Here is a 15182-nt window from a genome sequence, read left to right as displayed (position 1 = left end):
TCGCTCGTCGTTCATCGCTCGTCGCCCGCCGTTCGTCCCGGACCGCCGCGGCCGTACCGGACCCGGCCGTGCGCACCGGGTCCGACTGGGCGCGGCGCCGCCGGGTATCCGCGCCCCCATGGGCGAGATCCTTGTGGGCACGTGCTCGTGGACGGACCGGGAGCTGACCGGGAGCGGCTGGTACCCGCCGGGGCGGCGGGACGCCGAGGGGCGTCTGCGGCACTACGCCGGGCGGTTCGCCGTGGTGGAGGTCGACGCCACCTACTACGCCCTGCCCGGCGAGCGGAACAGCCGGCTGTGGGCGGAGCGCACCCCGGACGGATTCGTGTTCGACGTGAAGGCGTTCTCGCTGCTCACCGGGCATCCCACCCGCGCCGCGCTGCTGCCGGACGGGCTGCCGGCCGATGCCCGCGACCCGCGGGTGCTGGACGAGGTGTGGGCGCGCTTCGCGGCGGGGGCCGAGCCGCTGCGCGAGGCCGGGCGGCTGGGCGCCGTGCTGTTCCAGTTCCCGCCGTGGTTCCGGCCCGGGGCGCGGGCCGAGGACTTCCTTGAGCGGACCGCCGAGCGGACCGCGGGCTGGCCGCTCGCCGTGGAGTTCCGGCACCCCGCGTGGTGGCGGGGCGAGCAGGAGCGGGCCACGCGTGCGCTGCTCACCCGGCACGGCATGGCCGCCGTCGCCGTGGACATGACCCAGGCGCTGCCGGTCTCCGTCCCGCCCGTCACCCCGGTCACCTCGCCCCGGCTGTCCGTGGTGCGCTTCCACGGCCGCAGCGCCGCCTGGGGCACCGGGAGCAAGGAGGACCGCTTCCGGTACGCGTACCAGGACGCCGAACTGCGCGCCTGGCTGCCCCGGTTGCGCGCCCTGGCCGGACGGGTCGAGCGGCTGCACGTGCTCTTCAACAACTGCTGCGGGACCTCCGCCGTGCGGGCCGCCGAGGCCATGACCCGGCTGCTCGGCCGCCCCGCCGACGGACGTCCCGTCCCGGCGTGAACCCTTCCCCGCCGCGCGGTGCCGTCACTTGATGCCGGTGGTCGCGATGCCCTGGACGATCTGGCGCTGGAAGACCAGGAAGACGGCGATCAGCGGCAGGAAGCCGAGCACGGAGGAGGCCATGACCTCGGCGTACTGGATGTTGCTGTTGTTGACCAGGGAGGCCAGGCCCACCGGAATGGTCTGCGACTTGGTCTGGTTGAGCACCAGCAGCGGCCACAGGAAGGAGTTCCACGAGGTGATGAAGGTGAGGATGGCGACCGTGGACAGGGCCGGCCGGCACAGCGGCATGCAGACCGTCGCGTAGACCCGCCACCAGCTCGCGCCGTCGATGCGGGCGGCCTCGATCAGCGCCACGGGGATGCCGCGGAAGAACGACTGGAAGACGAAGACGGACAGCGGGGCCGCGACCGAGGGCAGGATCAGCGCCCAGAACGTGCCGAGCAGGTGGAAGGACCGGTACTCGATGAACTGGGGCAGCACCAGCGCCTCGCTCGGCAGCATCAGGCCCGCCGCGACCAGCGCGACGACCGCGCCGCGGCCGCGGTAGCGCAGGAAGGCCAGCGCGAAGCCCGCCATCGAGCCGAAGGCCAGCGTGAACACCACGGCGAGGACCGAGATGACCAGGCTGTTCAGATACCAGGAGCCGATCGGGTAGTTGTCCCAGGCGTAGGAGTACGCGTGCAGGGACCAGCCGCCGGCGAACGGCGACGTCGGGTGCTCGGTGATCGACCCGTCCGAGCGCAGCGAGGTGGCGAGCGCCCAGAAGAAGGGCACCAGCCAGATCAGCGCGAACAGGGTCAGGCACACGGCGCACAGCCGGTTGAAGAGCTTCGCGCCGTTGACCGAGGGCGCGCTCTGCGCCGCGGTGGGCCGGGGCGGGGTGATGGTGGTCATGGGTGCTCCGCTCAGGCCGCGGCGCCAGCCGCGCGGCGGCGGCGCAGCCCGTACCAGGCCGCCGAGATCGCGACGATGATGACGAAATAGACCATGGTGGCGGCGGCGCCGTAGCCGCCCCGGTAGGAGGTGAAGCCGGTGTCGTAGATGTACTCGATGACCGGCCGCGTCGACTGGTTGGGACCGCCGGCCAGCAGCAGGTAGATCTGGTCGAACACCTTCAGCGAGGCGAGGACCTGGAGGATCAGCACCAGGCTGGTGGTCCGGCCCAGCAGCGGCACGGTGATGTGCCGGATCTGCTGCCAGGGGCTCGCCCCGTCGATCGCGGCCGCCTCGTACACGTCCGGCGGGACGTCCTGGATCGCGGCGGTGTACAGGACGAAGTTGAAGCCGAAGGTCCACCACAGGGTCATCAGGGTCACGGCGGTCCAGCCGCCCGAGGTGCTGCCGATGAAGTCGGGCACCGGCAGTCCCACGGCCCCGAACACCTTCGGGATCAGTCCGATCTCCGGGGTGTACATCCACAGGAAGATCAGCGCGACCACGGACGACGGCACGACGTACGGCGCGAAGAACGCCAGCCGGTAGAAGAGCCGGCCGCGCCGCACGCGCGCGGCGAGGACGGCGGCGACCAGGGCGAGCAAGACCAGCGGGGGCGTGGTCAGCAGGGTGAAGAGCACCGAGTGCCACAGGGCGTCCCAGAACAGCGGGTCGGTGACCACCTCGCGGTAGTTGGACAGGCCGACCCAGTCGCCCAGGCCGCTCTTGACGGTGGTGGCGTTGAAGAAGCTCAGCACCACGCCCACGAGCAGCGGGCCGACCAGGAACAGCAGGTAGATCACGAAGAAGGGGGCGGTGAGCAGCAGCCCGGCCCGGCGTTCGGGCCGGGGCGGCCGGTCGGCCCGCTGGCCCGCTGCGGACGCCGGGGCCGCCGGTCGCGTCGAGACGACGGTCGTCATGGGTGACTGCCTCCTACTTCATCGTGACCGGCGGTCGGGCCGTGGTGAACCGCTTGAGATCCGAGCGCAGGGCCGGCACCGCCGCCCTGGGCGCGAGCCGCCCCGCGATGGCCTCGATGACCGTGCCGCCCACCACGCTCTGCAAGTCCGAGCCCGCGCCGGTGTACCAGGCGGCGGGGTCGTACTGGGCGTCGAAGGCGGCCCGCACGTAGTTGCGCTGCGGCGACTGGTCGAGGAACGCCTTGCTGCGCTGGGTCGGCAGCCACGCGGGGATGTGGCCGCCCTCGGCCCAGACGGCGCTGTGGTCCAGGAGGCTCTTGACGAACCGGGCCGCGTCGCGGGTACGGGCCGCCGGGCGCCGGTCGTTGCGCGGCACGACCAGCGCGTGCGAGTCGGCGTACGCCACCGGCTTGGGCCCGAGCAGCGCCGGGAACGGCACGACGTTGAAGCGCAGGCTCTTGACCAGGCGGTACGAGGGGATCTGCCACTCGCCGTCGAAGAGGAAGCCGGCCTTGCCCGTGCTGAACAGCGCGTTGGCGCCGGAGCCGTTGAGGTTCTTCGGCATCAGGCCGCCGGCGGTCAGGCTCTGCAGGAAGGCGACCGTCTCCTGCACCGCCTCGGCGTCCAGGGCGATCCTGGTGCCGGAGTCGGTGACGACCGGACCGGCGAGCCCGGAGTAGATCATGCTGAAGCAGCGCCACGCCGTCGACGGGTCGGCGGTGATCGACATCGCCGCGCCGTACTGGGCGCCGGCGGTCTCCTTCATCGCCTTCACCGCGGCCAGGAAGTCGTCCTTGCCCTTGAGCGGGACGAGGCCGTCACCGGCGGCGTTGAGCAGACCGGCCTTTCGGGCCAGGTCGACGTTGTAGTAGAGCACGAAGGGGTGGGTGTCCAGGGGGACCGCGTACACCGTGCCGTCCACGGTGGCCTTCTGCCAGGCCGCCGGGGTGAAGCGGTCCGCGGTGACGCCCAGCTCGGGCAGCCCGGTCCGCTCGACCGGCTCCAGCAGTCCGGCGGCGGCCAGCAGCGGCAGCCGGGACAGATGGGCGATGCCGACGTCCGGGGGCGTGCCGCTCGCCGTGGCCAGCGCCAGCTTCGTGTAGTACGGGTTGCCCCAGCCCAGGACGGTCGCCTCGACCGAGGTGCCGGGACTGGCCTTCCGGAAGGCGTCCTCCATCAGCACCATGTTGGCGCCGTCGCCGCCGCTGAAGAGGTTCCAGAAGATGACGTCCGCGGTGTCCGGCTGCGAGCCGGTCAGACCGGACGCGAGCGGGGAGGAGCACGCCGCGAGCCCTCCGGTCAGGGCAAGGCCGCCGCCGAGGGCCAGAAACCGCCGGCGTGCCATCGCTCCGCTCATAGGGGTATTCACCTCGTTAACGCGATGTGAACTCGATGGCGCGACCTTGGCACACGATTTGCAACGATGCAATAGATCGGCGGAAAGTCGCCTTGCGTGACGGCCGACGAGGTCGGTTCGCGGGGGCGGGCGGGTGCGACGCGTGCCCGCCCGCCCCCGCGTCGGCTTCAGTCCCCCGCGGGGCCGCGCCGGCGCAGCGAGGACTCGCGGACGACCAGACGGAAGGGGGTCGCCTCCTGGGCTGCCGCCTCGGCCGCGGCGCCCTCGGGCTCCGTCCCCGCCGGGCCGCCCGTGCGGCGCCCGCCCTGCTCCTCCAGCAGCGTGAGCGCGCGTTCGGCGAGAACGTCCAGGTCAGGGGCGATGGAGGTGAGCGGCGGGTGGGTGTACGCCGACTCCTGGATGTCGTCGATGCCGACCACCGCGACCTCCTCGGGCACCCGCACCCCGGAGGCGTCCAGGGCCCGCAGCGCCCCCACGGCCAGCGCGTCGTTGAACGCGAACACCGCGTCCGGCAGCGGCCCGTCGCCCTCCAGCAGCTCGCGTACGGCGGCGTAGCCCTGGTCCCTGGTCCAGTCCTCGACCGGTGCCACCAGCCAGTTCACCCGGCGCACCCGGGCCGCCTCCATCGCCTGCCGGTAGCCCTCGGTGCGCTGGCGGCCGTTCTCGCTGCCGTTGCGGCCGAGCGCGACGATGCGCCGGCAGCCCTGCTCCAGCAGGTGTTCCACGGCGGTGCGGGCGGCGGCCACATTGTCGATGCCGACCCTCGGGAACTGGTCGCCGACACTGTGCTCCCCCAGCATGACCAGCGGAAAGTCGGGCCGGGCCGCGGCGACGTCGGCGGCCGGCAGGGTCAGGGCGCTCAGCAGCACGCCGTCGGCGACGTTGGTCAGGCCGCCGTCGAGGATGCGCCGCTCCACCTCGGGGTCGCCCGCCGTCGACTCGACCAGCACCGTGGTCCCGCGCCGGCCGGCGGCCCGGATGACGGCCTGGGCCAGCTCGGCGAAGTAGGGCTCGGCGAGGAAGGGCACCGCGAGGGCGATGAACCCGGTGCGGCCCGAGCGCAGGCCACGGGCCATGTAGTCCATGCGGTAGCCCAGCTCGTCCAGCGAGCGCTGCACGCGCGCCCGGGTGTCCGGGCTGACGTGCGGATAGCCGCTGACCACGTTCGAGACCGTCCGCACCGACACTCCGGCGTGCTCGGCCACGTCCCGCATCCGCACCCTGGCCATGGAGGGGCTCCTTCCGTCGAGTCGGCCCCCCGAGTCTGCCGCACCGGCGGCGGCACCGTGCCGCCGCACTCCACCCGCTCTTGCATCGATGCAAACGATCACTCATGATGACAGGGCTCCGATTATAGAAACGTTGAAATCGGCCGACACCGGCATGCCGGAAAAGGCAGAGGGAGGACTCGTGAGGGCGAGCGAGCAGGACGGGACGTATCCGAGGCCGATCCTGCGGCGGGAGCGGTGGCACAGCCTCGACGGCGTCTGGGAGTTCGGGTACGACGACACCGGCGCGGGTGAGCGCGACGCGTGGTACGCCGAGGGCGGGGCCGGCGCGTTCGACCGGGAGATCACCGTCCCGTACCCGCCCGAGGCACCCGCCTCCGGGATCGGCGAGACCGCGCCGCACCGGGTGGTCTGGTACCGCCGCCGTATCCCCCACGACGTCCTCGCGGCCGGTCCCGGCGAGCGCGCGCTGGTGCACTTCGGCGCCGTCGACCACCGCGCGAAGGTCTGGCTCGACGGCCGCCTGGTCGCCGAACACGTCGGCGGGCAGACCCCGTTCACCGCCGATGTGACCGACGCGCTGCGGCCCGGCGCCGACGAGCACGTCCTCGTCGTACGCGCCGAGGACGACCCGGCCGACCTCGCGCAGCCGCGTGGCAAGCAGGACTGGCAGGACCGGCCGCACGCCGTCTGGTACGAGCGGACCACCGGCATCTGGCAGACCGTGTGGACGGAGACGGTGGCCGCCCAGCGCGTCACCGACCTGGCCTGGCTGCCCGATCCCGCGCGCGGCGTCCTCGCCGAGATCACTCTCGCCGCCACGCCCGCCGCCCCGCTGTCGGTCGAGATCGAACTGAGCCTGGACGGCGCGGTGCTGGCCCGGAGCACCACCGAGACCGGCACCCCGCGCAGCCGTGTCGACGTCGTGATCCCCGCGCTGCGCAACGGCATCGACCGCGAGGACCTGCTGTGGAGCCCGGAGCGGCCCACGCTGATCGACGCGCGGGTGACCGTGCGCGACGCCGGCACCGGCGCCGTCCTCGACACCGTCCACAGCTACGTCGGCCTGCGCAGCACCGGGGTCGGCCGGGGCGCGTTCCTGCTCAACGACCGCCCGTACTACGTGCGTTCCGTCCTCAACCAGGGGTACCGGACCGACACGCTGATCGCGAACTCCGGCACCGAGGAACTGCGCCGCGAGGTCGAGCTGATCAAGGCGATGGGCTTCAACGCGGTCCGCGTCCACCAGAAGGCGGAGGACCCGCGCTTCCTGTACTGGGCCGACCGGCTCGGCCTGCTGGTGTGGGGCGAGACCGGCGCCGCCTACGAGTTCGGCACCGAGGCGGTGGAACTGCTCACCCGCGAGTGGCTCGACCTCGTACGGCGCGACCGCAGCCACCCGTCCGTGGTGACCTGGGTGCCGCTCAACGAGAGCTGGGGCGCCTCCGACATCCCGCACGAGAGCGCGCAGCGGCACTACTCGCTCGCGCTGGCCCACCTCACCCGGGCCCTCGACCCGACCCGGCCCGTGCTGTCCAACGAGGGCTGGGAGCACACCGACAGCGACATCCTCGGTGTGCACGACTACTCCGCCGACCCCGCCGAACTCACCCGGCGTTACGGTGACGCCGCCGCCGTCGACGCGGTCCTGGCCGGGCCCGGCCCGCAGGGGCGGGTCCTCGCGGTCACCGAGCGCCAGCTCGCCCGGTACGCCGCGGGGGACGCCCCCCTCATGATCACCGAGTTCGGCGGGCTCTCGCTGCGGGCCGACGAGGGCTCCTTTTCCTACACCCGGACCAGCTCCGACACCCAGTACGCCGCCCTGCTCGGCGAACTGTTCGCGGCGCTGCGCGACAGTCCGGTCGTTGCGGGCTTCTGCTACACCCAGTTCATGGACACCGCCCAGGAGACCAACGGCCTCCTCTTCCCCGACGGCTCCCCGAAGCTGCCGCTGGAGACGATCCGGCAGATTGTGACGGGGGAGAAGGAGGACGGTCCTGCGCAGGACGCGTGACACACAGTGGCCGGTGCCAGGTCCCCTGCACAGGGGCGCCTGGCAGCGGCCGCCGCGTTCCGCCGGGCGCGGAACCTGGCCCTGTTCCCGTCATCCGGAGCCGTCGAGATCCTCCAGAAAGGTGCTCAGGGGTTTCAGCGCGAGCCAGAGCTGATCGAAGTAGGCGGCGAAATAGGTCATGAACGTGCGGTCGCTGACGCTGAAGCCGTTGAGCTTCTGCCGGGGACCGCCTGAGAACGCGAGGAAGACCACGTTGTCGTCGATCAGCGCCATGTTCAGACCGTCGGCGTTCGGTGACCAGAGCATGGCCGTGGCCTCGTAGTTGAGGACGTTCCCTGTCTCGTCGTGATGCCGGCGCACCCATTTCAGGATCTCCGGGTCCAGGCACCCGTCCTGCCCCGGTATTCCGATGATCCGCCGTACGCTCCGCTGGTCCTCGGCCGGTTCACGCGCCCAGTTCAGAATGGTCTCGAAGTAGGCGGCGGCGGCCGGGGTCGTGTACTGAGTCGGTGGGTAGCGGCGGATGTAGGTCGTTCTGATCTCGGCGGTGGCCTGCCGCGCTGCCGCTGCCGCTGCCTCGTAGAACTCCCGGTGGTTCTTGTACCAGCGCGCGGACAGCGGGGTTCCCGGCCCGAGCCGGTCGGCGCCGATGTCCGGCAGCTCCGGTGTCTGCTCCCGGCGCCGTCCCTCCTCGATGTCCCGTTTCGCCCGCCGCCAGAGACTCCGGAAGCGCTCCACATCGCCGTCGAGCGCCCGGACGATCCCCGCCGTGATCTCCCAGCTCGGAAACCTCCTGGCGTTCAGGACCGCCGAGATGGTCGGGCGGCTGCAGCCCGCCTGCCGGGCGATCGTCTCGTCCGTGATGCTGCCGGGAACCTGACGTCGCAGCTCCCGCAGGTGAAAGGCGAAGGCCGACCGGGGGTCCGGCTCCGACACCGACTGCACCATGAGCCCCGCCTGCTGATGGATACCGCCCGCTACTGACTGCCCGTCATTGTCCGCGAACGCTCGCGGGTTCGCCAGGGAACCGCGCTTTCTACCGCTCGGTTCTCCTTCGTCTGCTCGTGTCCGGCTCCCCTGGGCGCTCCACGCGCTCCGGCACACACTGATGCCGATCGGCCGGCGCGGACCGGCCGAGGAAGGGAGGAATCCCATGTAACAGGCCGTCCGCTTCCCGTACGCAGACCCCCGCAACGAGCAAGGCCGCCCCCTGAGACTTCTGCGCAGAAGCAGGGGGCGGCCTTTCGAACACAAGGAGACCTCGTGCTCTTCAGCTTCAGGGTAGACCTGGTCCCGCACTCCGCCGCGTTCCTCGCCCTCGTCGTCCTCGGCATCGTCCTGGTGCAGTCCCAGGGCGACCCGGCCGCCGCGGCGTGGGTCGAGGCGGTCTGTCCCCTCCTCGCGGGCTGGGGAATCGCCTCGATAACGTCCCGGCCGCCGACAGACCTGCGCCACGCAACCGTCGACGCCCCGTGACAGGTCGTACCGGTGGGGTCCGGGAGATCCCGGACCCCACCGCCGATGGCAGAGCTGTGCCGGCCGCGTATCCGGAACGAGCGAATGGGAGAAACGATCCGTCAGAGAAGACCGTTATGAGTAATGAAATGGCCCGCCACCATAAAGGCCATACACGTAAGGGCGGCAAAGGTAAGGATTTTCTCTTGCATCGTTCCTATGTTCTATTTGATGCGCCCGAGCGACTCTGTACCGCCACGACGAACACGCTTACGAGATAAATACACGTGATCGAAGCCGAAGTCCACTCAACGCGTGTAGCTACGGGAACGGGTGCGCGTCACCCCTCGCGCGGGCCACGCCCGCGGCCGCTCTCCCTGGACGGACGGGCATGCGCGCGCAGCCGCGCCAGCGCCCGTGACGCGCGCGCTTCCTCGGCCGGAGCCCCGATCCGCCGACTGGCGACAAGGCAGTCGGCGTAGTGAGTCATGGCCTGCTCGATACGACCGGTGGCCTGCTCGGCCTGCGCCAGGTCGTACAGCGCCTCGATCTCCTCGCCGACGGCGTTGACGCGCCGAGCCACCGCCAGCGCCGCCACGTGCAGCGGAAGGGCCCGCTCGTCCTCACCCACCGCCCGGTACGCTCTGCCGGTCCCGTTGAGGGCGATGGCCTCCGCCCGGCGGTCCTCCACCGCGCGCAGCTCGGGCAGCACCTCACCGAAGAGCGCGAGGGCCTCGTCCGCCCTCCCCAGCGTGACCAGGACGTTGGCCCAGTTCATCTGGAGCGTCGCACGCTCTCCCCGGCCCGCGACGCCCGCGGCCACGCCCATGGCCTCCCGATAGGCGTGCTCGGCCTCCTCGGGACGGCCCCTCCGGGCCAGCAACTCCCCCAGATTGTTCAGCGTCATGAATCGCCCCCGCACATTTCCGGCTTCCGAGAAAAAAGCCAGAGCCGACTGGAAGGATTCGAGCGCCTTTTCCGGCTCGTCCACATGCAGGTGCGCTATTCCGAGCAGGTTGTGACTACGAGCGATACGCATCTTGTCATTGCTTTGCAAATGAAAAGATAAGACTTGCTTTTGGAGTGACTGAACCACGGCGTACTGCCCCGTCTGCCACAGGGCGATCGACATCTGGTGCAGACACTCGCTCTCCAGTTCCGGATCTTTGAGCGAGCCGGCGATCTCGCGGGCCTCGCGAGCCGCCGCCATGGCTTCCTCGAAGCGGGAACGGTGGATGCGGACCGTGGCAAGGTCCAGGAGGGCGCGGGCGAGCGCGGCGCCGTCGCCTGCGGCGGACCAGTGGTCCACAGCCCGCCGGTGCAGCGGCTCGGCCGTGGCGAGGTGGCCCTGCGTGTCCAAGAAGCCGCCCAACACATGCACGCCGTACGCGAGTTGAGGGTGTGTCCCGTGTTCCGTGAGCCATTCCAGCGTGTCCAGGAGATTGGCACTCTCGGATTTCAGCCACCGCTCGGCCGCCGGGGCCCCGGAGAATTCGGGAATTGCGGGGCGCGTGGCCTCCTCGCCCGCACCCGTGACCACCGTGCGGGAGCGGAAGGAATAAGCCAGCCGGTCGGCCGCGTCCGCCGCGCGGAGATAGAAATCGACCAGCCGTCCGGTGATCGAATCTGGTTGCTCTTCCGGCCCGTTCACATCGGTCCCGATCAACGAACGCGCATACCCGCGCAGAAGATCATGCATAGTGAAACGATGCGGCACAGGCTCGGAGACCAGATGATGGGCCAGTAATTCTTCGAGCACCCGTTCGGCAGTGCCTGGATCCAGGCCGGTCAGCGCGGCCACCGCGTACGGTCCGAACTCCGCGCCGAGGTGCAGCCCGATCCGGCGGAAGACCAGCCGCTGCCGCACGGTCAGGGCGTCGTAGGACAGGTCGAAGACATGGGTGAGACTGCGCTCGCCGTCGCGCAGCTCGTCCAGGTGTCCGTCGCCGGTGGCGAGCTGGGCCAGCAGGTCGGTGGTGGTCCAGGAGGGGTGGGCGAGCAGGCGGCTCGCGGCGATCTCGACGGCCAGCGGGAGATGCCCGCAGATGCGGACGATGTCGGTGACCTCCTGGTCCGTGGTGCCGCCGCGCGGCCCGAGGCGTTGCAGGAACAACGCCTTCGCGTCCTGCGGCGGCAGCACGCCCAGCGACACCGGCCGCACACCGGGCAGTCCGGGCAGCCGTTTGCGGCTCGTCACCACGACCGCGGTCGGCGAGGCGCCCGGCAGCAGCCGGCGCACCTGGTCGGGGTCGGCCGCGTCGTCGAGGATCACCAGCATCCGGCGGTCCCGGGCCATGGAACGCCACAGCGCCGTCAACTCGTCGGTGCTCTCCGGAAGTTCCGTACCGGGCACCCCGAGCAGCCGCAGGATCTCGGTGAGCGCCCGCCGGGGCGCGACGGCCGCCCGGTCGCAGGCGTGCCCGCCCAGGTGCACGAAGACGGCGCCGTCCGGATAGCGGTGGCGGACATGGTGGGCCAGGTGGACGGCCAGCGCCGTCTTGCCGACGCCGCCCATGCCGGAGATCGACTCCACGGTGACCACGGGCGCCGCGTCCCCGGTGCCCTCGGACAGCGCCTCGGTCAGGCGGTGCAGTTCCTCCCGGCGGCCGACCCAGGGGACGTCGCGCGGCAGGTTGTCCGGGATCCGCACCGGCGGCCGGGGCGCCGTCCCGCCGGTGACGCCGACCTCGCGCAGCAGCGCGACCATCGGTGTCCCGGCCAGGATCCCCTCCTGGACGCGGTGCAGCCGGCGGCCCGCGTCCAGACCGCTGTCGCGGATGACCCGCTGCCGGGTCCGCTGGAGCAGCCTGGCCGCCTCGGCGGTACGGCTGCTGCCGTGCAGCGCCACGGCCAGCAGCTCCACCAGCGCCTCGTCGACGGGGCGTTCCGCCACCAGGGGCAGCAGCACCGGCACGGCGTCCGTGAACCGCCCGGCGCCGACCAGGATCTCGGCCCGGGTGATCGCGGCGACCAGGCGTGTCTCGGCGACCGTGGTGCGCAGATGGCCGGGCCAGGAGCCGCTGATCCCGGCCAGCGGTTCACCGCGCCAGAGCCCGTCGGCCCGGTCCAGCAGGGCGAGCGCCGCCCGTTCGTCGTCGGTGCCCTTGAGCGCGCGGGCCTGGTCGACGCAGCTCGTGTAGTGCCGCAGGTCGACGCGGTCCGGGTCGACGCGCATCACATAGGAGTTCGTCCGGCTGACGATCACCGCGGCGTCCTCGTCGGCACCGCGCAGGGCGGCGCGGATCCGGGAGATGTGGGCGTGCAGCGTCTCCCGGGCCTTGACCGGCGGGTTCTCGTCCCATATACGGTGAATAAGGGTGTCTACCCCTACTGTCCGCCCCGCGTCCCAGGCCAGCGCCGCGAGCGCTATGCGCGGCTTTATGGATCCGAGATCACTGCGTCGACCACCGACCAGCACTTCGACCGCTCCGGAAAGACGAATCTCGAACTCCACCAGCGACCTCCCCGACCAGGGTGGCGGCCTTGCGCTTCCAGGGCGTCCGAGGGTGTCATGGGCCTGCCATACATGGCTATATGCCCACCGAACGAGACCGAAATTGAGCGATTAACGGTCCATCCTTTTCTCTTCTTGTTCCCTTCTTGGCCGCGGTGAAGACGATCTTCCGAAAGGGGCCTGCATGCGTTTTCCACGACCGGACGGAGTGGAGGAGCTGTCGGCGGCCATGGCCGCCTGTGCCGACGACCGCGATTCCGCCGCCTGGCAGGAACTGCTCCATGTCCTGCGGACGGCGGACCACGCGGCCCCGGGGGCGGCCGGACTCCGCCCGCCGCCGGACGCCGGTCCGTCCACGGACCCCGCGGCAGATCCCACGGCGGGCCCCACGGCGGACCCCGCGGCGGACCCCGCGGCGGGCCCTGCGGCAGATCCAGCGGCGGACCGCACGGCGGGTCCCTCGGACCGCGCCGCACGGGCCGCGGCCTGGCACCGGCTCGCGGGCGAACTGTCCGCGCTGGCCCTGCGCGACACCGCCACGCGCGACGCCCTCACCCACTGGTTACGGCGCCACGGCCCCCCGCCCCCGCCCCCACAGCAGCCCCCCGCATCACCTGCCCCGACCAGCAACGTCATCAGCGGCGACGCCGTACTCGAAGGCCCCGTCGTGCAGGCCCGCAGCGTCAGCGGCGGCATCCACTTCCACCAGCCCGCACCGGCGCCCCCTCCCCCGCCCCGGCCGCCCGTACCGCGCCAACTCCCGTACCTCACCGCCAGCTTCGTCGGCAGGGAGGACGACCGCCGCGCGCTGGACGCCCTGCGTGCCGCCCGCCCGGCCGGGGCCCCGCAGGTCCTGGTCGTCAGCGGCCTGCCCGGGGTCGGGAAGACGACCCTCGCCGTGCGCTGGCTGCACGAGCAGGCGGACGGCTTCCCCGACGGCCAGCTCTACGCCGACCTCGGTGGCCACACCGCCGAGGAGACCGGCCCCCGGGACGGCGGCGGGCCCGCCTCCCCCGGCACGGTCCTGGAAGGCTTCCTGGTCGCGCTCGGCGTCTCCGCGGTGCCCGTCGGCACCGCCCAGCGGGCCGCGCTGTGGCGCTCCGTGACCGCCGGACTGCGGCTCGCCGTGCTGCTCGACAACGCCTTCACGGCCGCCCAGGTACGCCCGCTGCTGCTCGGCAGCCCGGCCGGGCTCACCGTCGTGACCAGCAGGAACAGCCTCACGGGGCTGCGGGTCGACGGGGCGTCGCTGCACCGGCTCGAAGGGCTGCCGACGCGTTCGGCGGTCGAACTGCTCGCGGTCGGCGGCGGGGACCGCGTGGCCCGGGAGAGCGCCGCCGCGCACGAGGTGGTCCGGCTCTGCGGCCGGCTGCCGCTGACGGTCGGCCTGGCCTCCGCCCAGCTCGCCCTGCGGCCCCACCGTCCGGTGGCCGCCCTGGCCGAAAGCCTCTCCCGGGGACAGGGCGCCCTCGGCTCGCTCCGCATCGACGGCGAGGCCGTGATGCGGACCGCGCTGGACCTGTCGTACGCCCTGCTGCCCGCCGACGCGGCCGTGCTCTACCGCCGGATGGGCCTGCTGCCCACCGACCGGCACGACCTCCCCATGCTGGCGGCCGTGACAAACGACGGGAGCGACGGGAGCGACGGGAGCGACGGCGAGGACACGGCCGTCGACACCGCCGTGGACGCCCTGGTGGAGGCCAACCTCCTGGAGGAGACCGGCCCGGAGACCCACCGCTTCCACGATCTCGTCCTGCCGCACGCCCGCCGCCTCGGCGAACAGCACGAGGACCCCGCTCACCGCGCCGCCGTGCTGCGCCGGTACGTCGACTGGTGCCTGGTCACCGCGGGCGCCGCCGAACTCGTCCTGACCCCCAGTCACCGGCTGCCCGGCCACGACGTCCACGCACCGGGCGTCGCCCCCGCCCCCCTGGCGGGCCCCGAGGAGGCGCTCGCCTGGCTCGACACGCACCGCAACGGCCTGATGGGCGCCGTACGGCACTGCGCGGACGCGGGCTGGGACACGAGCTGCTGGCGCCTGGTCGACCTGATGTGGCCCCTCTTCCTCCGTCTCCGTCCGTCCGCGATGTGGCTGGAGGCGCATCGCCTCGGGCTCGACGCGGCCCGCCGCTGCGGTTCGCGGGAGGGCGAGGGCCGGATGCTCACCTCCGGTGCGATCGGCCTGCGGGACGCCGGGGAGTACGAGGAGGCGGGCGAGTGGTACGGATGGGCGCTGGCGAAGGCCGTCGAGGACGGCGACGTACGCCAGCAGGCCCAGGCGGTCAGCGGGCTCGGGCACATCCGGTTGCAGACGGGCCGCCCGGCCGAGGCCCGCGACCACTTCCGGGAGGCACTGCGGCTGCGGGAGGCCGTCGGCTACCGGCGCGGCGCCGCCCTGTCCCGGCGGCGGCTCGGCCAGACCGCCCTGGCCCTCGGCGAACTCACCGAGGCGGCCGAGCAGTTGCGTCGCGCCCACGACGAACTGACCGCGCTGGACGAGACGTACGAGGCGACCCGGGTACGGGCCCTGCTCGGGCACGTCCTGTGCCGGGACGGGCGGGACGCGGAGGGCGTCCCGCTGCTGCGGGACGCCCTCGCCGCCTTCCGGTCCGGTGACGCCCGCTCCGAGCACTGGGAGGGCCGCTGCCTGGAATGGCTCGGCCGGTCCGCCGAGGCGCACGGCGACACGGCCGGGGCGGCCCGTCTGTACGCCGGTGCCCTGGAGCTCGCGCGGCGGCTGGACCCGGCGGACGCGGAGCGCCTGGAGGACCGGCTGCGGCACCTGTGAGAGGTGCCGCAGCCGGTCGCTCCCCCGCGCCGTCCTCC

General features: G+C 72.3%; 10 protein-coding genes. 4 read left to right on the top strand and 6 right to left on the bottom strand.

Annotated features, from left to right (window positions below):
- Positions 1–118 precede the first annotated feature (118 nt).
- Positions 119–991: a DUF72 domain-containing protein gene (locus A8713_RS16540; RefSeq protein WP_064534282.1), complete on the top strand. Its 873-nt coding sequence runs from the start codon at positions 119–121 to the stop codon at positions 989–991.
- 24 nt (positions 992–1015) lie between these two features.
- Here the strand turns inward: A8713_RS16540 and A8713_RS16535 are convergent, their stop codons facing one another.
- The 4 genes from A8713_RS16535 to A8713_RS16520 all read right to left on the bottom strand — a co-directional run bounded on the left by A8713_RS16535 (position 1016) and on the right by A8713_RS16520 (position 5433).
- Positions 1016–1888, bottom strand: a complete 873-nt coding sequence (locus tag A8713_RS16535) for a carbohydrate ABC transporter permease (protein ID WP_064534281.1) — start codon at positions 1886–1888, stop codon at positions 1016–1018.
- An 11-nt stretch (positions 1889–1899) separates the two neighbouring features.
- Complete coding sequence (locus A8713_RS16530; protein ID WP_064534280.1) at positions 1900–2847, bottom strand: carbohydrate ABC transporter permease; 948 nt, start codon at positions 2845–2847, stop codon at positions 1900–1902.
- Positions 2848–2860: 13 nt separating this feature from the next.
- Entirely contained in the window at positions 2861–4204 is a 1344-nt protein-coding gene (locus A8713_RS16525; RefSeq protein ID WP_237305390.1) for an extracellular solute-binding protein, read from the bottom strand.
- Positions 4205–4371: 167 nt separating this feature from the next.
- Positions 4372–5433, bottom strand: coding sequence for a LacI family DNA-binding transcriptional regulator (locus A8713_RS16520; protein WP_237305389.1), 1062 nt, complete (start codon positions 5431–5433; stop codon positions 4372–4374).
- A 181-nt stretch (positions 5434–5614) separates the two neighbouring features.
- On the opposite strand from A8713_RS16520, the gene A8713_RS16515 reads away from it, so the two are divergent.
- The gene (locus tag A8713_RS16515) at positions 5615–7447 is read left to right on the top strand and encodes a glycoside hydrolase family 2 protein (protein ID WP_064534278.1); all 1833 of its coding nucleotides are present in this window, start codon (positions 5615–5617) and stop codon (positions 7445–7447) included.
- Positions 7448–7537: 90 nt separating this feature from the next.
- Here the strand turns inward: A8713_RS16515 and A8713_RS16510 are convergent, their stop codons facing one another.
- Positions 7538–8395 carry a helix-turn-helix domain-containing protein gene (locus tag A8713_RS16510; protein ID WP_064534277.1) on the bottom strand — a complete coding sequence of 286 codons (858 nt, stop codon included), beginning with the start codon at positions 8393–8395 and terminating at the stop codon, positions 7538–7540.
- A gap of 315 nt (positions 8396–8710) precedes the next feature.
- Here A8713_RS16510 and A8713_RS16505 point away from each other — a divergent pair, with 315 nt between their 5' ends.
- Positions 8711–8923 carry a hypothetical protein gene (locus tag A8713_RS16505; RefSeq protein ID WP_064534276.1) on the top strand — a complete coding sequence of 71 codons (213 nt, stop codon included), beginning with the start codon at positions 8711–8713 and terminating at the stop codon, positions 8921–8923.
- A 319-nt stretch (positions 8924–9242) separates the two neighbouring features.
- On the opposite strand, the gene A8713_RS16500 is transcribed toward A8713_RS16505, so the two are convergent.
- Positions 9243–12356, bottom strand: a complete 3114-nt coding sequence (locus A8713_RS16500) for an AfsR/SARP family transcriptional regulator (protein WP_064534275.1) — start codon at positions 12354–12356, stop codon at positions 9243–9245.
- A 184-nt stretch (positions 12357–12540) separates the two neighbouring features.
- On the opposite strand from A8713_RS16500, the gene A8713_RS16495 reads away from it, so the two are divergent.
- Positions 12541–15144, top strand: a complete 2604-nt coding sequence (locus A8713_RS16495) for a tetratricopeptide repeat protein (RefSeq protein WP_237305388.1) — start codon at positions 12541–12543, stop codon at positions 15142–15144.
- The last annotated feature ends 38 nt before the right edge of the window (positions 15145–15182 follow it).

Source organism: Streptomyces sp. SAT1 (genome assembly GCF_001654495.1).
Classification (GTDB): domain Bacteria; phylum Actinomycetota; class Actinomycetes; order Streptomycetales; family Streptomycetaceae; genus Streptomyces; species Streptomyces andamanensis.
This window is presented reverse-complemented; position numbering and strand designations above follow the sequence as displayed.